At 62.7% G+C, this 17272-nt stretch carries 13 protein-coding genes; 10 read left to right on the forward strand and 3 right to left on the reverse strand.

All coding sequences use genetic code 11. The features are described 5' to 3' along the window. Nucleotides 1-105: 105 nt before the first annotated feature. Both PTE30175_RS13140 and dinB read left to right on the forward strand, forming a co-directional pair. On the forward strand, nucleotides 106-1776 hold the full coding sequence (locus PTE30175_RS13140; RefSeq protein ID WP_191629045.1) for a collagenase: 1671 nt from the start codon (nucleotides 106-108) through the stop codon (nucleotides 1774-1776). 153 nt (nucleotides 1777-1929) lie between these two features. Beyond that, on the forward strand, nucleotides 1930-3012 hold the full coding sequence (gene dinB, locus PTE30175_RS13145) for a DNA polymerase IV (RefSeq protein ID WP_150697511.1): 1083 nt from the start codon (nucleotides 1930-1932) through the stop codon (nucleotides 3010-3012). Nucleotides 3013-3215: 203 nt separating this feature from the next. Here the strand turns inward: dinB and PTE30175_RS13150 are convergent, their stop codons facing one another. The 3 genes from PTE30175_RS13150 to PTE30175_RS13160 all read right to left on the reverse strand — a co-directional run bounded on the left by PTE30175_RS13150 (nucleotide 3216) and on the right by PTE30175_RS13160 (nucleotide 6789). After that, on the reverse strand, nucleotides 3216-3713 hold the full coding sequence (locus tag PTE30175_RS13150) for a hypothetical protein (protein ID WP_150697512.1): 498 nt from the start codon (nucleotides 3711-3713) through the stop codon (nucleotides 3216-3218). A gap of 442 nt (nucleotides 3714-4155) precedes the next feature. Further along, nucleotides 4156-5070: an urea transporter gene (locus tag PTE30175_RS13155; RefSeq protein ID WP_150697513.1), complete on the reverse strand. Its 915-nt coding sequence runs from the start codon at nucleotides 5068-5070 to the stop codon at nucleotides 4156-4158. Nucleotides 5071-5076: 6 nt separating this feature from the next. Next, nucleotides 5077-6789, reverse strand: coding sequence for a glutamine--tRNA ligase/YqeY domain fusion protein (locus PTE30175_RS13160; RefSeq protein WP_150697514.1), 1713 nt, complete (start codon nucleotides 6787-6789; stop codon nucleotides 5077-5079). A 238-nt stretch (nucleotides 6790-7027) separates the two neighbouring features. Here PTE30175_RS13160 and PTE30175_RS13165 point away from each other — a divergent pair, with 238 nt between their 5' ends. The 8 genes from PTE30175_RS13165 to parC all read left to right on the forward strand — a co-directional run bounded on the left by PTE30175_RS13165 (nucleotide 7028) and on the right by parC (nucleotide 17265). Beyond that, a complete protein-coding gene (locus PTE30175_RS13165) occupies nucleotides 7028-7549 on the forward strand; it encodes a hypothetical protein (protein WP_150697515.1) in 522 nt (173 codons plus the stop codon). Nucleotides 7550-8124: 575 nt separating this feature from the next. After that, entirely contained in the window at nucleotides 8125-8361 is a 237-nt protein-coding gene (locus PTE30175_RS13170) for a hypothetical protein (RefSeq protein WP_150697516.1), read from the forward strand. A gap of 215 nt (nucleotides 8362-8576) precedes the next feature. Further along, the gene (locus PTE30175_RS13175; protein ID WP_224788752.1) at nucleotides 8577-9041 is read left to right on the forward strand and encodes a GNAT family N-acetyltransferase; all 465 of its coding nucleotides are present in this window, start codon (nucleotides 8577-8579) and stop codon (nucleotides 9039-9041) included. A gap of 88 nt (nucleotides 9042-9129) precedes the next feature. Next, nucleotides 9130-11061: an ATP-binding cassette domain-containing protein gene (locus PTE30175_RS13180; RefSeq protein ID WP_150697518.1), complete on the forward strand. Its 1932-nt coding sequence runs from the start codon at nucleotides 9130-9132 to the stop codon at nucleotides 11059-11061. Nucleotides 11062-11287: 226 nt separating this feature from the next. Beyond that, the gene (locus tag PTE30175_RS13185; RefSeq protein ID WP_150697519.1) at nucleotides 11288-13264 is read left to right on the forward strand and encodes a DNA topoisomerase IV subunit B; all 1977 of its coding nucleotides are present in this window, start codon (nucleotides 11288-11290) and stop codon (nucleotides 13262-13264) included. A 108-nt stretch (nucleotides 13265-13372) separates the two neighbouring features. Then, nucleotides 13373-13786: a DUF4399 domain-containing protein gene (locus PTE30175_RS13190; RefSeq protein WP_224788768.1), complete on the forward strand. Its 414-nt coding sequence runs from the start codon at nucleotides 13373-13375 to the stop codon at nucleotides 13784-13786. 58 nt (nucleotides 13787-13844) lie between these two features. Next, complete coding sequence (locus PTE30175_RS13195) at nucleotides 13845-14735, forward strand: lytic transglycosylase domain-containing protein (RefSeq protein ID WP_224788753.1); 891 nt, start codon at nucleotides 13845-13847, stop codon at nucleotides 14733-14735. A 211-nt stretch (nucleotides 14736-14946) separates the two neighbouring features. Beyond that, nucleotides 14947-17265 (forward strand): DNA topoisomerase IV subunit A, encoded by a 2319-nt coding sequence (gene parC, locus PTE30175_RS13200; RefSeq protein WP_150697522.1) that lies wholly within the window; start codon nucleotides 14947-14949, stop codon nucleotides 17263-17265. The last annotated feature ends 7 nt before the right edge of the window (nucleotides 17266-17272 follow it).

Here is a 17272-nt window from a genome sequence, read left to right on the forward strand (position 1 = left end):
GTTGCTTGGTCATCAGACACCTCTTCATGGCGAGTATTCTCGCCTAAATCAGTGTCCGGGTTCATTAGACCACTACAAAGTGCCGATTACACGAGTTGTCGCGACATGTCTGAGATGACGAAATACACAGGCTCGGCACTCGCCGACTATATTGAAAATCTTCCGAACCAAGAGTGTCACGACGGATTGTTTTCAATTGATAGAGTGCTCGCCGGCGCGGTTTTCAGTGGGGATAATCTTCACGCGGTAGCCAGCCGCTTCGTCCAGGCGATATACGAATACGATGCCACCAATTTGAAATTGATTAATCTGATTATTTACTTGCGTGCTGCATATCAAGTGTATGAACGGGAAAACCTGGAGAATCCGTACCCGATGCTGCATGTTTGGCTGCGCCCCTACATCGAGCAGAGCCTGGAGGGTGATGCGTTGTTCAAAGAAAATCCGCTTGCGTCAAGCACGGCGGGTGGGCTAATGAGGCTCATCACAGACATGGAGGATGAGGCTCACTACCTGAGCAGGCTAAAAGAAGTGATTGAGCGCCATACGGCGAGTGAAAATAATCCGGAAGCCGCACGTGCGCTATTGACCCCGAGCGCTGCGAGTTGGTTTACCGGGCTGCTGACGGTGTTCTACTATGCCCACGAACGTCCCGGCAACCGGCATCTCCTGGAGAACGACCAATCCTTGCTTGAGACGCTCAACCGGTTTGTGGTCAAAAACCGCGAAAGCTTGTCGGGCACGAGCGCAGCTCACCAATTAGCAAACGTCGCCCGGGAAGCCTACCGGTTTCTGCAATATCCGAAGCAGCGCGCACAAGTGAAGCCGATGGTCCAGCAAATGCTGGCGACAACAGACATCGATGGCCCTGACAAGCGCTTGTGGGAGGTTGCCGTGGAAGCGGTGGAGTACCACGATGCGCAGAATTGCGGCGACTACGGCTTATGCGATCATCGAAAGAACCAGGCCGCCAACAGAAAGAACCTGGCCGCCAAAATAATGAAAAGCAAATATGCGTGCAATGAAAAAATCAGGATAGTTGCTCAGGATTTTACACGTAAGCAAATGCGGAAAATTTGCGCAGTGGTGGCCAAAACTGAGAATCAATTTCATCGGATGATGAAAACACAACGCAATCCAGTACCAGATGATTACACCGATTCGGTCGAGATCGTAGTGTTTAATGATATGGAAAGCTACAAGGCGTATGGGTCCGTAATCTATGACATCAACACGAATAATGGCGGCCTCTACTTCGAGGGAAATCCCGAGGAGCGCGGCAATCAAGCGCGCCTCTTTGTCGTAGCCAAGTCGTGGCTTAAGCCTCGATTCGAGATCCATGGCTTGAGGCATGAGTTTGTTCATTATCTCGATGGCAGGTATAACAGGGCCGGCGATTCCGGCGTGAGCCGTGCAAAACCTACTATCTGGTGGGTTGAAGGCATCGCGGAATACTTTGATCACAAAAATGTCAATCCGGTTGCGATCAGAGCGGCGAAGACGAATACGTACCGGCTCTCGGACATATTCCAGACCGGTTACTCGTCCAGTGACCGTTACACGCGTGCGTATCTTTGGGGCTACATGGCAACGCGCTTCCTGTTCGAGCGCCATCCGGAGATAGTGGATTCGATCTTGTCCCGTTTCCGGGCGGGAAATTACGACGGTTATGCAGAGTACCTCACCTCGATCGGCAATCGGTATGACCAGGAGTTTATCGAATGGGTCCGCGATACAGACCCGACGGGCAAGCGAGCGCGTTCGGACTCACAATGAAACGCCGTACGACGGATTTGCGGCACTATGCCGCAAGCGCTCCGCGACACGCGACGTTGCGCGATTGCCCCTTTGGCAACCTCCTGCAGCACGTGTGCATTTTTGCGGCAAATACTGTATATTTAACCAGTATTCCGCTCACTTCCCCGTTCCGTGACGCGCAAGATCATCCACTGCGATTGCGACTGCTTTTATGCTTCGGTCGAGATGCGCGACGACCCGTCGTTGCGGGGGCGCCCGTTGGCGGTTGGCGGGCAGCCGGACCAGCGCGGCGTGATCGCCACGTGCAATTACGAGGCGCGCGCGTTCGGCATTCGCTCGGCAATGCCGTCGGGGCAGGCGGTCAAGCTCTGTCCCGATCTGCTGATCCTGCCGCCGGCGATGGAGCGCTACCGTGAAGCGTCGCAACGCATCATGGCGATCTATCGCGACTATACGGACCAGATCGAACCCCTGTCGCTCGACGAGGCTTATCTCGATGTGAGCGACAGTGGCCGATGCGGCGGCTCCGCGACGCTGATTGCCCGCGAGATTCGCGCTCGCATCGCGGCAGACGTCGGCATCACCGTCTCTGCCGGTGTGGCACCGAACAAATTCCTTGCGAAGATCGCCAGCGACTGGCGCAAGCCGGACGGCCTGTTCGTGATTCGTCCCGACGACGTCGACGCCTTCGTCGCAGCGTTACCGGTCGAGCGGCTGTTCGGCGTGGGCAAGGTGACGGCGGAACGGTTGCGTGCCTTGGGCGTGGACACATGCGGCGATTTGCGCACCCATGCGCTGGCCGATCTGTGTGACCGATTCGGCGTGTTCGGCCAACGCCTTTATGAACGCTGCCGGGGCATCGATACGCGTGAAGTCTGCCCTGACCGCGAGCGCAAATCGATCAGCGTCGAAACGACCTACACGCGCGATCTGAAGACGCTCGCCGATTGCGAAGCGGCGCTGCAACCGCTGCTGCGCCAACTCGACGAGCGCATTGTCCGCGCCCGCCGCGGTGAGCCGCTGACCATTGCCAAGGTGTTCGTAAAGATTCGTTTTGCGGATTTTTCCCGTACCACGGCGGAAGCCGGGGCACTTGGCGTTGATCCTGAGCAATGTCGGCAACTTCTGGGCGAAGCGGTCGCAAGACGCCGCCGTCCGGTGCGGCTTCTGGGGGTAGGGGTGCGATTGCTCGATGCCGGCGCGGCGCGGCAATTGCGCTTATTCGACGACCTGCCGGCTGCCGAACCGGCGTGACGCCGCCGCACCAAAGAAAACGCCCGCCGAAGCGGGCAAATGACGTTATCGCAGTACCCCCAAAAGGACGTAAGAGGGTGAATGCATTGTCGATGGGCCCTTGGCTTGTCACCATCGGTGCTTGCCCGATTAGGGAAAGCACCGCGCGGCGCGCGCCGCTCCGAAAGGGGGCGTGGGCCGCCCGGTTTCATTGGTTCGGTGAACTACCGCTGTACGCGAATTTCCGTGGCGCGCGCCTGCGCTTGCCGTATGCCGCCGACCCGAAGGTCGTCGGCTGCGACGTCCGCCTGGCGGGCGGCTTCGGCAGCCGTCGTATTGGCCGCGGTGCCCGCCTGGCGCTCCTGGCGGAACCGCTGCGCAATCGGTGCGCACTCCTGCGCAGCTTCGCCGGCCAATGCCGCACTGTCCGTGTTCAGATACGCGTAGCGTGCGACGTAACCGTAAAGGCACGTCCGGTACTGCTGGGCGGCGGCATCGGCGGCGGCAAGATGCGCCGCGCCGGCATCGCGCCCGGGGGGAGCGGTCGCGGCCGGGGCGGTGATGACGGTATTGCGTGGGGCAGTGGCGCAGCCTGTGAGCGCGGCCGCCATCGTCCATGCCGCGACGATGATTCGTGCGGCGTGCGCGGGCGCAACGTTGAACCCCGTACGGTGGCACTTTCCTGACGGCGTTTCGCCTGAAATCCGAATCAATTCGCGCATGAGTCCGACGGTACAAGCATTAGGGTGGGGTTATGGTACGGGAATCGGGGCTGAATCCCGTGTTGATCAGTGTATACCCCGTGTCAACTATTTCCGGACCGGTCCGTTAACGGAAGTAAGGCCCTGACGGCGCAAGCCGTTTCGAACAAGAGGCCGGCCACACTCGGGCGGCGCCTGTATACGCAGCCCGGCAACGACCGATACGTGCGAAGACACGCAGGCGCGGGATACACGCGACCAGGAAGCGATTCAGTGCGGGGCCTTCGGCCAGCCGAATATCGCCAGCAACGACGGCTTGATAACGATAACGGGGAAGCAACGACAGCGTGCGCCGCCAGCGCGGCGTCAAGATCAACACGGGGTTAGCGCGAGTCGATGCCCGAAGCATGCGAATGCTTCGGGCTTTTTCTTTTGTGCTGCCCGATATCAGCGTGAACAGGCGCTAGTCGGCGGCGGGCGACGTGACCGTCAGCAGTGTCCAGACCGCGAGGTTGAACGGCAGCGTGAAGTAGGGCCAGCCGAACTGCCCGAACACAACGCACAGGAACGCCGCGACGGCCGCGCCCGTGAGCCGGGTCGGCACGTTGCGCCGGAAAATCCCGAGTCCGAGGGCCGCAAGAAAGCCGTTGACGCCGATGCCGCCCGCCTGTGCCGCCAACGCGGGCCATGCGCTGCCGAACGTCGCGACCGCGAGGCCGCAGACGACCCCGCCGGCAAGCGCCCAGGCCGTCACGCGTGCGTGCCAGAGATGCAGGACATACCACGTCAACAGGCCCAGGACGAGCGGTGCGATAAACACGACCTGCCCGACGGAACAGAAGGCAAAGCCGACACTGTGGGATGTGCAGCCCGCCCCAAGCGCGCGGGGCACGAGGTGGAGCGTCCCGCGCAGGCAATGCGTCACGCTCATGACCGCGACGAAGGGGCCGGTGAGTGCCGCCCATCCCAGCCGGGCCATCAGGCGTGTCAGAAGTACTGTCGCGACGACACAAGCGAATAGCCATGCATACAACCAGAGGTCCGTTTGCCAGAGCGTGCCCAGTGCGATGCCCGTGAGCGTGCCGTTATAGCTGAACAGGCCGGCGCGGCGTGCGTCGGCGGGAAATCCCAGGCCGACGGCCGTGAGCGTGGCCATCACGGCGCCGGCAAGGCCGGCCCATGCCGACGGCATGTCGGCGAGCATCAACAAGCCGAACAGGAGCAGCCCGCCCACCGCGGACGGCATGAAGTAGATTTGACCGAAGCTGGCGCACAGACCGTGCAATTCATCGGCCAGACGTGCCCCTCGGTCACGCCAGCGACTGAGCGGGCCGCTGGACGTGAGCGACGACGCAGACTCGGGTGAAGCCAGGCCCATGCTGCGTCACTTGCCCTTGGCCGGCTTGGCCGCCCAGCTGTCCTTGAGCGAGACAATGCGGTTGAACACCAACTTGCCCGGTTGCGAGTCGTAGCGGTCGGCCACGAAGTAGCCATGACGTTCGAACTGCACACGGTCTTCGGCAACGGTGCCTGTCAGGCCCGGCTCGACGAACGCTTGCGTGATGCGCTTGGCGTTCGGGTTGAGCGCGTCGAGGAAGTTCTTCTCGCCGGCATCGGGATTCGGGTCCGAGAACAGGCGGTCATAGAGCCGCACTTGCGCGGCCAGCGCGTGCGGCGCGCTGACCCAATGGATGTTGCCCTTGACTTTGTACGTATCTGCCCCCGGCGTGCCCGACTTGCTGTCCGCGAAGTACTGGCAATGCACCGCCGTGACATTGCCGTCGGCATCCTGGTCGAAGCCGGTGCATTCGACGACGTAGCCATAGCGCAGGCGCACCTTGTTGCCCGGAAACAGACGGAAAAAGCCCTTGACCGGTTCGGCCTGGAAGTCTTCGCGTTCAATCCACAATTCGCGCGACAGCGGGAACGTGCGCACGCCGCGTTCCGGGTGGTGCGGATGCACCGGGGCCTGGCAGGCTTCCTGTTGGCCTTCGGGGTAGTTGTCGATGATCAGCTTGAGCGGATCGAGCACCGCGACCGAACGCGCCGCCTTGGGGTCCAGGTCATCGCGCAGCGCCTGTTCCAGCACCCCCATGTCGATCCAGGAATCGTTCTTGGCCACGCCAATGCGTTCACAGAACAGTTGAATGCTCTCCGGCGTGAAGCCGCGCCGGCGCAGGCCGACGAGCGTCGGCATGCGCGGATCGTCCCAGCCGTCGACATGCCCGTCGCTCACGAGCTGGCGCAGCTTGCGCTTGCTCGTGATGGCATAGGTCAGGTTCAGGCGCGCAAATTCGATTTGCTGCGGCATCGGGCGCTTGAACACACCGGCTTCGGCCAACTGTTCGAGCACCCAGTCGTAGAACGGGCGCTGGTCTTCGAACTCGAGCGTGCACAGGCTGTGCGTGATGTTTTCGATCGCATCTTCGAGCGGATGCGCGTAGGTGTACATCGGATAGATGCACCAGGCGTCGCCCGTGCGGTGGTGATGCGCGTGGCGAATCCGGTAGATGGCCGGATCCCGCATGTTGATGTTGGGCGAGCCCATGTCGATCTTCGCGCGCAGCACGTGCTGGCCGTCGGCAAATTCGCCCGCGCGCATGCGCCGGAACAGGTCGAGGTTCTCTTCGACCGTACGATTGCGGAACGGCGAGTCCTTGCCGCGTTCGGTCAGCGAGCCGCGGTTGGCGCGCATCTCTTCGGCCGTCTGGCTGTCGACGTAGGCGCGGCCGTTCCGGATCAGCAGTTCGGCGCACTGATACAGCTTTTCGAAATAGTCGCTGGCGAAGTACAGATGTTCCTTGTCGCCTTGTTCGTACGAAAAGCCGAGCCACTTCACCGTCTCGATGATGGCGTCGACGTATTCCGTTTCTTCCTTTTCCGGGTTGGTGTCGTCGAAGCGCAGGTGGCAGATGCCGTGATAGTCGCGCGCGATGCCAAAGTTCAGGCAAATGCTTTTCGCATGTCCGACGTGCAAATAGCCGTTCGGCTCGGGCGGAAAGCGCGTTTCGACGCGCTCTGCCCATTTTCCATTGCGATTGTCTTCGTCGATGATGTTGCGGATGAAATTGGATGCCGCAGTTAGCTCGTTGCTCATGCCAGTCCAGAAGGTCGGTGTTTGCCGAATATTCTACCGTACCGCACCGCAGCACGGGCGTGTCGGGCGCATTTGTGTTGCCGCGGGGACGCAATCGTTCGATCTGCAGACCGGCTTCGCGTGGCGTGCATGGGACGGCAGGGCATAGTGCAATTGCTATCGGGCTTTCGCCACCGCTGCATTTTTGTCCTATCCTGAAGACACTGCCGCTGCCCGGCGGCCCGTTCGGGAGGACGTTATGGAACTCCACCTGCACTCGCATCGCTATTCTCATCGCACACCCGACTGGGCCGCCGCTGCCGTGGCGGGGTTCATCGCGTGCGCTTTCTTCTCGGCGGTGGAAATGCTGACGGTGTTGCTCATGACCGGCCAGAGTCCGTGGGTGCCCCCACGCATGGTGGCCGCCATCGTGCTCGGGCAGGGCATCCTGCCGCCACCGGCCACCTTCGACGTGACAATCGTCGCCGTGGCACTCGTCGTGCACGCAATGATCGGCGTTGTCCTTGGCCTGATCCTCGGCGCGATCGTCGCACCGTTCCGGCTCGACTCGGACGTGTTTACGGTGTCGATCGCCGGCGGCGCCTTCGGGTTGCTTGTCTACGTCTTCAATTTCTACGTGATGACACAGTTTTTCCCGTGGTTCGTGGAATCGCGCAACTGGATGATGGTGGCCGGGCACATGGTCTTCGGCGCCTTCGCCGGGTATATGTACTGGGTGCTGGCGCAGATCGAGGACCGCGAGGCTGCGCCCGGGGCTTGATCCCGCAAGCAGAACGCGCGAACTTCGTGTAAAATGCCGGCATCGCATCCAAAATCGGGTGCGGTGCCGTTTGCTTGCGTTGTCCTTGCCGGTGTTGCCGGCCGACTGCGAGCGTGAGCGGCATTCGTGCCAGCCCGTTTCTCCGTGCGCCGTCCCAACGGGCGCATGTCAAGACAACCGGCGCGTGCCGGTGTGACCATTATCAGAAGATTTCACGCCAGCCCGATGTCCGTCAGCCACGCACGACACTGATCAGTCCAGGTGTTCCACGTGGGCCGATTGGCGATTCGACTGCGGCAGTGGTGCTTTGCGTGCCACGCCAGTCGCGACTTATCCCACTACTGAATCGAAACGATCCGTATCGTCACGTTCCGTCGCCTGGCAACGGCGGCACGTCAACGAATGCGACATTTCCCGGCGTAAACCCCGAACACGGATGTCGCGCGGCTGTCATATTGCCGCGTTAGCCTTCGTGCGCGCTGGGAAACATTTGCACGTTTTTGTAATCTCATCACCGTATGCCGATTCGAGAGGGATTTATTTATCAAGTTAATGCTGTAAAGAAGGAAGTAAAAATGAAAACGACTCAATACCAGGATTTCCATTACCGTGTCGCAGCCGTGGAGCGTGAAAACGCCCGCTGGGATGCTTACTACGAAATCCACCGCCCGACCGGAAACGGTCTGGAAAAGGTCGGTGCCTACCAGGTGCAGACCGCCTATGGCTTTGCCACGCAAGGTTTCGCCCTCGATGACGCGGAACGCAATGCGCGCGCCGACATCGAGCAGGGCATCGTCGGCTATTACCAGTAACACCAGTAACGTCCACGCGTTCGGGCCAGCGGCCGCACTGAATTCGCCGGCCTCGCCGAGGGCCATCCGGGCGGATCGTCCGGCACCGGCCCGCCCCAAATCCCGCCCAAACGTCGCCTGATTGCCCGACGGGCCGCGCAGCAGCGGCCTTCGGCGCAGGCGATGCTATAGTCGTGGGCTTTTGCAAGGCGCGCGGAGGTGGAGTCATGGAGTGGATGTGCAAACGATTCGACGAGCTCGAACCGGCATTGCTGTACCGCGTGCTCGAGGCACGCAGCGCGGTGTTCGTCGTCGAGCAGGACTGCGTCTATCAGGACATCGACGGACGCGATCTGCAGTGCCTGCACCTCATCGCGCAGGCGCGCGACGCGCAGGGCGAGCTTCGCATCGTTGCCTACCTTCGCCTGTTGCCGCCGGGACTCGCTTATGAAGAGGCGTCGCTCGGCCGTGTTTTGAGCACGGCGCCGTATCGCGGTACGGGCATCGGGCGCGAACTGATCGCACGCGCGCTCTCGGAGATTGAGGCGCATTGGCCCGGTGCGGCGGTACGCATCAGCGCACAGGCGTATCTCGAAAGGTTTTACGGGGCATACGGCTTTGTGACCCAATTCGGTCCCTACGACGAGGACGGTATCCCGCATCTCGACATGTTGCGGGCGGCATCCTCCGAGCCGCGCTAAAGACGCTTCCGAATTCCTCCGCTCGCCGCGGCTTCGGCCGTTCCGAGCGGTACAATGACACGCTTCGCAGTCTGGCATTTCACCATTTATGGCTTTGTATTCCATTACCGGCGCCCAACTGGCGTTCGGTCACGTAGCGTTGCTCGACAATGCCGATTTCGCACTCGAAGCGGGTGAGCGGGTCGGGTTGATCGGCCGTAACGGCGCGGGCAAGTCGTCGCTGCTCAAGATCGTGGCGGGGCTGACCGCGCCCGATGACGGCCTCGTTGCGCGTCAAAGCAGTCTCAATACCGTCTACGTGCCGCAGGAGCCGACCTTCGACCCGGAACTGAGCGTGTTCGATGCCGTCGCGCTCGGCCTGGGCGAGCTGCACGCCATGCTGTCGGAGTACGATCACACCGCCGCAGCGCTGGCCGATGCGGCCGAAGGTGCGGCGCATGACGCGTTGCTCGCGCGCCTGAATACGCTTCAGTCGTCGCTCGAGGCGACGGGGGCGTGGCAAGTGAAAACGCGCGTGGAAACCACGATCGCGCAGTTGGGGCTCGACGCCCATGCCCGCGTGGGCACGCTGTCGGGCGGGATGCAGAAGCGCGTGTCGCTCGCGCAGGCCTGGGTTGCGCGGCCCGACATCCTGCTGCTCGACGAACCGACCAATCACCTCGATTTCGATGCGATCCGCTGGCTCGAGGAACTGTTGCTGGGGTTTCGCGGCAGCCTGCTGTTCATCACCCATGACCGGAGCTTTCTGGACCGCGTCGCCACGCGGATCGTCGAACTCGATCGCGGCCGTTTGCTGTCGTACCCCGGCAATTTCACGCAGTATCAGGAGCGCAAGGCGCAACAGCTCGAAATCGAGCGTGTCGAAAACGACAAGTTCGACAAGTTGCTCGCGCAGGAAGAGGTGTGGATCCGCAAGGGCGTGGAGGCTCGCCGCACACGCAGCGTCTCCCGGATCGAGCGGCTCAGGGACATGCGCGCGCAGCGCGCCGAACGGCGCGAGACACAGGGCAACGTGCGCATGGATGTCGCGCAGGCCGACCGGTCGGGAAAGATGGTGGCGGAACTGATCAACGTGACGAAGGCGTTCGGCGAGCGCACGGTTGTCCGGGATTTTACGGCGACGCTGATGCGTGGCGACAAGATTGGCCTTGTCGGACCGAATGGCGCCGGCAAGACGACGTTGCTCAAACTCATGCTTGGCCAATTGCAGCCGGACGCCGGCCAGATCCGCGTCGGCACCAATCTTCAGGTCGCGTATTTCGACCAGATGCGCACGCAACTGGATCCGGAGAAGTCGCTGCTCGACACGATCAGTCCGGGCAGCGACTGGATCGAAATCAACGGCGAGAAGAAGCACGTCATGAGCTATCTCGGCGACTTCCTGTTCTCGCCCGAGCGGGCGCGTTCGCCGGTGCGTTCGCTGTCCGGCGGGGAGCGCAATCGCGTGCTGCTGGCCCGCCTGTTCGCGCGTCCCGCGAATGTGCTGGTGCTCGACGAGCCGACCAATGACCTCGACATTCCGACGCTGGAACTGCTCGAAGAGTTGTTGCAGGACTATAGCGGCACGGTATTCCTCGTCAGCCACGACCGGACGTTTCTCGACAATGTTGTAACCTCGGTCATTGCGGCCGAAGGCGACGGCCTGTGGCGCGAGTACGTTGGCGGCTTCACCGATTGGCAAATCCAGCGCGATCGCGCGGCAGCCATTGCCGCGCAACGTGCGCCGGCGCCGGCCGAGGCCGTAAAGGAAGTTGCGGCGGCCAAGCGTGGCGGCAACCGGACCGTCAAGCTCAGTTACAAGGAGCAGCGCGAGCTGGAAGGCTTGCCGGAGCGCATCGCAGCACTCGAGTCGGAACAGTCCACCGTTTCGAAGCAACTCGAGGACGGCACCATTTTCGCGAAGGACCCGCAACAGGGTGCGGCACTGTCGGAACGCTTCGAAGCCATCGAACTGGCGTTGCTGGAGGCGCTCGAACGTTGGGAAATGCTCGAGGCCAAGCAGCGCGGCGAGGCGTCCTGACGTTTCGAGCGTCGGCGGCCCCGGGAACGGGGCCTTCGGCGGGAGACAGTACAATAGCCGCGGCCTCATGGTCGTGGCGCACTCCTGAATTGCTCAAAAAGTGGGCGCCGGAAGGCAAGTCATTGATCTGGCGACGCTTTTGTCATGTGTTAACGGGTTGTCCCCGCGGTTGTCCACAGCGCGTGTGGATAAGCGGCGGGGCGTCGAGCCCATTTTCATTCACGCTATGTCGAAAAAAAATACGCCCGCGCAGTACAGCGAAGCCTCGATCAAGGTTCTGAAGGGCCTTGAGCCGGTCAAGCAACGCCCGGGTATGTACACCCGTACTGAGAATCCGCTTCACATCGTTCAGGAAGTCATCGACAACGCGTCGGACGAGGCCCTGGGTGGTTTCGGCAAGCAGATTCTCGTCACGTTGCACAAGGATGGCGCGGTCAGCGTCGAAGACGACGGCCGGGGCATTCCCATCGGCATGCACCCCGAAGAGGGCGTGCCGGTGGTCGAGATCGTGTTCACGCGGTTGCACGCGGGCGGCAAGTTCGACAAGGCCGCCGGTGGCGCCTATACCTTCTCGGGCGGCCTGCACGGTGTCGGTGTGTCGGTATCCAACGCGTTGTCGACGCGATTGGCCGTGACGGTCTGGCGCGACAATCAGGTCTCGGAACTCGAATTTGCCGGCGGCGACGTGAGCGTGCCGCTGCACTCCCGACCCGCCGCGCGCGGCGAGAAGAAGAGCGGCACTCGCGTGACTGTGTGGCCGGACGTCAAATACTTCGACAGTGCGCAGTTGCCGCTAGGCGAGTTGCAGCGCCTGCTGCGTTCGAAAGCCGTCCTGCTGCCCGGTGTGCGTGTCACGCTGATCCAGGAGAAGAACGGCGAAGAACAGACGTGGTGCTACGAGCAAGGCCTGCGCGGCTATCTGCTCGAGACGCTGGGTGGGGCTGAGCCGCTGATTCCGCTGTTCGAGGGCGAGCGATTTGCCGATGGTAGCGAAGACAGCTTTGCAGAGGGCGAGGGCGCCGCGTGGGTCGTGGCATGGACCGAAGATGGCGCGCCCGTACGTGAATCCTATGTCAACCTGATTCCGACGCCTGCCGGCGGCACCCATGAGTCGGGCTTGCGCGAAGGGTTGTTTCAGGCGGTGCGCGGGTTTATCGAACTGCATAACTTGCAGCCCAAGGGCGTGAAGCTGCTGCCGGAAGATGTTTTCTCGCGCGTGTCGTTCGTGCTGTCCGCCAAGGTGCTCGACCCGCAATTCCAGGGGCAGATCAAGGAACGCCTGAACAGCCGCGACGCGGTGCGTCTGGTGTCGTCGTTTACACGTCCGGCGCTGGAGTTGTGGCTCAATCATCACGTCGAACATGGCAAGAAGCTCGCGGAGCTCGTGATTCGCCAGGCGCAGGCGCGCACCCGTGCGGGACAGAAGATCGAGAAAAAGAAGAGCTCCGGCGTGGCTGTGCTGCCGGGCAAGTTGACCGACTGCGAGACCGAAGACGTCGCTCGCAACGAACTGTTCCTCGTCGAGGGCGATTCGGCGGGGGGCTCGGCCAAGATGGGGCGCGACAAGGAGTTCCAGGCGATCCTGCCCCTGCGCGGCAAGGTGCTGAACACGTGGGAAACCGAACGCGACCGCCTGTTTGCGAACAATGAAGTGCACGACATCGCGGTGGCGATCGGCGTCGATCCGCACGGTCCGCAAGACGATGCGGACCTCTCGAATCTGCGTTACGGCAAGATCTGCATCCTTTCCGATGCCGATGTGGACGGATCTCATATCCAGGTCTTGCTGCTCACGCTATTCTTCCGTCATTTCCCGCGTTTGATCGCCCAGGGCAATGTGTTCGTGGCGCGTCCGCCGTTGTATCGCGTTGATGCGCCGGCGCGCGGCAAGAAGCCCGCGCAGAAGCTGTACGCGTTGGACGAAGGCGAACTCGAGGCCATTCTCGACAAGCTGCGCAAGGACGGCGTCAAGGAAAATGCCTGGTCGATCAGCCGCTTCAAGGGGCTGGGCGAGATGAGCGCGGGACAATTGTGGGAAACCACCATGAACCCCGATACGCGGCGATTGAGCCCGGTGGCGCTCGGCACCCTGGATTTCGACGCCACCGTGTCACGCATGAACATGCTGATGGGCAAGGGCGAGGCCGCGCAACGCCGCAGTTGGCTCGAAGCCAACGGCAACGAGGTCGAAGCCGACATCTGATCGGCGTTCCGGCGCGCTCGCGTGCATGGTGGGATAATGCGGCCTTATCCTGCGCCGGCGCGGTCGGTTCGAGGCACCACCATTCATTCTGAAAGGAGTCGGGTCATGATGCGAACGACGCGTTACCTTCTCGTCCCGTTGTTGCTGACCAGTGCGACGGCTGCGACGGCTGCGATGGCTGCCGAGCGCGTGTATTTCGTCGCGCCAAAGGACGATGCAAATGTCATGAATCCAGTGACGGTCAAGTTCGGCGTCGACGGCATGACCGTCGCGCCGGCGGGCACCGCGACACCCGGCACCGGACACCACCACCTGATCATCGATGGCACCGCCGAGCCGAAAGGCGACGTCGTTCCGACCGACGACACCCATCTTCATTTCGGGAAGGGCCAGACCGAAACCCAAATCAAGCTGACGCCAGGCGATCACACGTTGACTTTGCAATTTGCCGACGGCGCACACCGATCCTTCGGTCCGGCCATGAGCCAGACCATCAAGGTGCATGTCACCGGCAGCAACTGATCCCCTCCGGTGCTCCTGGCCGCGTCTGCGAACGTGGTGGGCTGCGTGCGGCCTGGCGATGGCGCTCGTTGGCGCGTCACCGGCTGCACACGCCGACCTGTACGGCTTTGTCGACGAAAACGGCACGGCGCACCTGGCGACGCGGCCGCTCGATTCCCGTTACCGATTGTTCGTACGTTCGGGCGGATCGCTCGACCTGCGTGGCCGCGCCGCGCTGGGTGCCGCGCCGGCAGGCGGCAGCGAGCGCGCGAAACTGTACGACGCGTTGTCGCACCATCCGGCACTCAAGCGCCTGTCGCCTGTGATCATGCGTGCGGCGGACCGCTTTGATGTCGACCCCGCGCTGCTCAAGGCCGTCATTGCGGCGGAGTCCGGTTTCGACCCGGATGCCGTCTCGCCCAAGGGCGCGATCGGATTGATGCAGGTCATGCCCGAAACCGGTGAACGTTACGGCGTGCGCGCGGACAAGAAGCGCTCCGTGGCCGACAAGTTGTCCGATCCGTCCATCAACGTCGCGACCGGGGCCCGCTTTCTGCGGGACCTGCAGGCACGCTACCCGGCGCGTCTCGAACTCGTGCTGGCGGCGTATAACGCGGGGGAGGGCGCCGTCGCGCGTCACGCGTATCAGGTGCCGCCGTATGCGGAAACGCGCGATTATGTCGTAGCCGTCATGGAGCTTTACCGGCGCTTCGATCCCGATGCGGCGATGGCGTCCGCCACGTCCGTGACGGAGGGGGCGGTGCGCGCCGCGCTGCCGTCGCGGCCGGGCACACAGGGCAATGCGCGTGGCGCCGGCAATCGCCGCGTGCATGTCATTCTGGGCGCGCCGGCGGGCCTGCCGGTGGTGCCGGCGGAAATCCCGGCCGTGTTGAAACATGATTCGCACGACGCGCCGCGCACAGAGGCACGTTCCGGACCACCGGTCCCCCTCTCATCTTCCGATCCGTGAGCGTGCCATCACGCGTGGCGCGTCCTGCGGACCGAACTTTGCGTTGTACTTCCCGTCGATTCGCGCGGAAATCATCGAGCTGCCCTGACGGCTTGGTATGATCACGCGTTTGCCGCCGATTGCGCGTCGTTGACGACGCCTCCCGCGGCGCGCGGCTTCAGGGCTTCGCCACTTTATTGCACACGTTACCGCACAGACGCCTGCCTGCTTTATGGAACAACAAGATCTTCTCTCGCCCGACGACGATACGCTCACCCTCGGCGCGTATGCCGAACGTGCCTATCTCGATTACGCGATCAGCGTCGTCAAGGGCCGCGCCCTGCCTGATGTTTGCGACGGCCAAAAGCCCGTGCAGCGCCGCATTCTGTTCGCGATGAACGAAATGGGGCTCGCGGCCGACGCCAAGCCCGTGAAATCCGCACGCGTCGTGGGCGACGTCCTCGGCAAGTTTCACCCGCACGGCGACCAGTCGGCCTACGACGCGCTCGTGCGGCTCGCGCAGGACTTTTCCATGCGCTACCCGTTGATCGACGGCCAGGGCAACTTCGGCTCGCGCGACGGCGATGGCGCGGCGGCCATGCGATACACGGAAGCGCGTCTCACGCCGATCGCGCGTCTGCTTCTGGATGAGATCGACGCCGGTACGGTGGATTTCGTGCCGAACTACGATGGCTCCACCGACGAGCCGCGCCTGTTGCCCGCGCGTCTGCCGTTCGTGTTGCTCAATGGCGCATCGGGGATCGCGGTCGGTTTGGCCACGGAGATTCCGTCGCATAACTTGCGCGAAGTCGCACAGGCAGCGGTGGCGTTGATCCGCAATCCCAAGCTCGACGATGCGGGCCTGATGGAATTCGTTGCGGGCCCCGATTTCCCGGGCGGCGGCCAGTTGATTTCGAGCGCAGCCGAAATTCGCGCGGCGTACGAGTCGGGCCGCGGCAGCCTGAAGATGCGCGCGCGCTGGAAGATCGAGGAAATGGCGCGCGGCCAGTGGCAGGCCGTGGTGTATGAATTGCCGCCGAATACGTCTGGCCAGAAGGTCCTCGAGGAGATCGAGGAACTGACCAATCCGAAGATCAAGCTGGGCAAGAAATCGCTCACGCCGGAACAGCAGACCCTGAAGCAATCGATGCTCGCAATGCTCGACGCGGTGCGTGATGAATCGGGCAAGGACGCGCCGGTGCGGCTCGTCTTCGAACCGAAGTCGAGCCGCATCGACCAGCAGGAGTTCATCACGACGCTGCTCGCGCACACCAGCCTGGAATCGAGTGCGTCCATCAACCTGGTCATGGTCGGCGCCGACGGTCGTCCGTGTCAGAAGTCGCTGCGCGACATCCTGGGCGAGTGGATCGGGTTCCGTTTCGCCACGGTCACGCGCCGCTCGCAACATCGCCTTGGCAAGGTCGATGACCGGATTCATATCCTGGAAGGCCGCCTGACGGTTTTCCTCAACATCGATGAAGTCATCCGCATCATTCGCGAATCGGATGAGCCGAAGCAGGCGCTGATGCAGTCGTTCTCGCTGTCGGAGCGGCAAGCGGAAGACATTCTCGAGATTCGTCTGCGCCAGTTGGCGCGGCTCGAGGCGATCAAGCTCGAGCAGGAGCTCGCCGCGTTGCGCGACGAGAAGGCCAAGCTCGAGGAACTGCTCGCGAGCGAATCGGCCATGAAGCGCCTGATCATCAAGGAAATCGAAGCGGATGCCAAACAATTTGGCGACGAGCGCCGTACCCTGATTCAGGAAGAGAAACGCGCCGTCGCAGAGACCCGTGTGGTCGACGAGCCGGTGACGGTCGTTGTGTCCGCGAAGGGCTGGGTGCGTGCGCTCAAGGGGCACGGGCTCGATGCGCAAGCGTTCACCTTCAAGGCCGGCGACGCGCTGTACGGCGCGTTCGAATGCCGTACTGTCGATCCGCTGATCGCATGGGGCAGCAATGGGCGCGTGTATTCGGTTGCGGTAGCCACGCTGCCTGGCGGGCGCGGCGATGGCGTGCCGCTGACCTCGCTGATCGAACTGGAGGCCGGCTCGCGTCTGCTGCATTACTTCGCGGCACCGGCCGATCGCGTCCTGCTGCTTGCGACGAGCGCCGGTTTCGGCTTTACGGCCAAGCTTGGCGACATGATCAGCCGGGTGAAGGCGGGCAAGGCGTTCATGACGGTGGACGGCAATGCGGAACCGCTTCAACCCGCGCCGGTTTGGCCGGGCGCGAGCGCTGTGGCGTGCCTGTCGAGCGACGGACGCCTGCTGGTCTTCGGCATGGACGAAATGAAGGCCTTGTCGGGCGGCGGCCGCGGTGTGACACTGATCGGTCTGGAAGACGGCCAGACGCTGCTTCAAGCCGTGCCGATCAGCCAGGCGGGCGTGCGCGTGTTTGGCGTCGGCCGTGGCGGCAAGGCGGGTGAGGCGCGGTTGACGGGCGATGCGCTCGCGCCGCACATCGGCAAGCGGGCCCGCAAGGGCCGCGCGCCGGCCATCAAATTCTCGCCGCAGGCGTTGGCGCCGGAAATCCCGGCCGCGCCGCCGGCGGCTTGAGGAGCGT

This window comes from Pandoraea terrae (assembly GCF_902459695.1).
GTDB classification, from domain to species: Bacteria; Pseudomonadota; Gammaproteobacteria; order Burkholderiales; family Burkholderiaceae; genus Pandoraea; species Pandoraea terrae.

Bases quoted from the DNA above. Each gene is read 5' to 3' on its own strand.
- PTE30175_RS13140 (WP_191629045.1), top strand. From the start codon at position 106: ATGTCTGAGATGACGAAATACACAGGCTCGGCACTCGCCGACTATATT.
- PTE30175_RS13150 (WP_150697512.1), bottom strand. From the start codon at position 3,713: ATGCGCGAATTGATTCGGATTTCAGGCGAAACGCCGTCAGGAAAGTGC.
- PTE30175_RS13155 (WP_150697513.1), bottom strand. From the start codon at position 5,070: ATGGGCCTGGCTTCACCCGAGTCTGCGTCGTCGCTCACGTCCAGCGGC.
- PTE30175_RS13160 (WP_150697514.1), bottom strand. From the start codon at position 6,789: ATGAGCAACGAGCTAACTGCGGCATCCAATTTCATCCGCAACATCATC.
- PTE30175_RS13165 (WP_150697515.1), top strand. From the start codon at position 7,028: ATGGAACTCCACCTGCACTCGCATCGCTATTCTCATCGCACACCCGAC.
- PTE30175_RS13170 (WP_150697516.1), top strand. From the start codon at position 8,125: ATGAAAACGACTCAATACCAGGATTTCCATTACCGTGTCGCAGCCGTG.
- PTE30175_RS13175 (WP_224788752.1), top strand. From the start codon at position 8,577: ATGTGCAAACGATTCGACGAGCTCGAACCGGCATTGCTGTACCGCGTG.
- PTE30175_RS13180 (WP_150697518.1), top strand. From the start codon at position 9,130: ATGGCTTTGTATTCCATTACCGGCGCCCAACTGGCGTTCGGTCACGTA.
- PTE30175_RS13185 (WP_150697519.1), top strand. From the start codon at position 11,288: ATGTCGAAAAAAAATACGCCCGCGCAGTACAGCGAAGCCTCGATCAAG.
- PTE30175_RS13190 (WP_224788768.1), top strand. From the start codon at position 13,373: ATGCGAACGACGCGTTACCTTCTCGTCCCGTTGTTGCTGACCAGTGCG.
- PTE30175_RS13195 (WP_224788753.1), top strand. From the start codon at position 13,845: ATGGCGCTCGTTGGCGCGTCACCGGCTGCACACGCCGACCTGTACGGC.
- parC (WP_150697522.1), top strand. From the start codon at position 14,947: ATGGAACAACAAGATCTTCTCTCGCCCGACGACGATACGCTCACCCTC.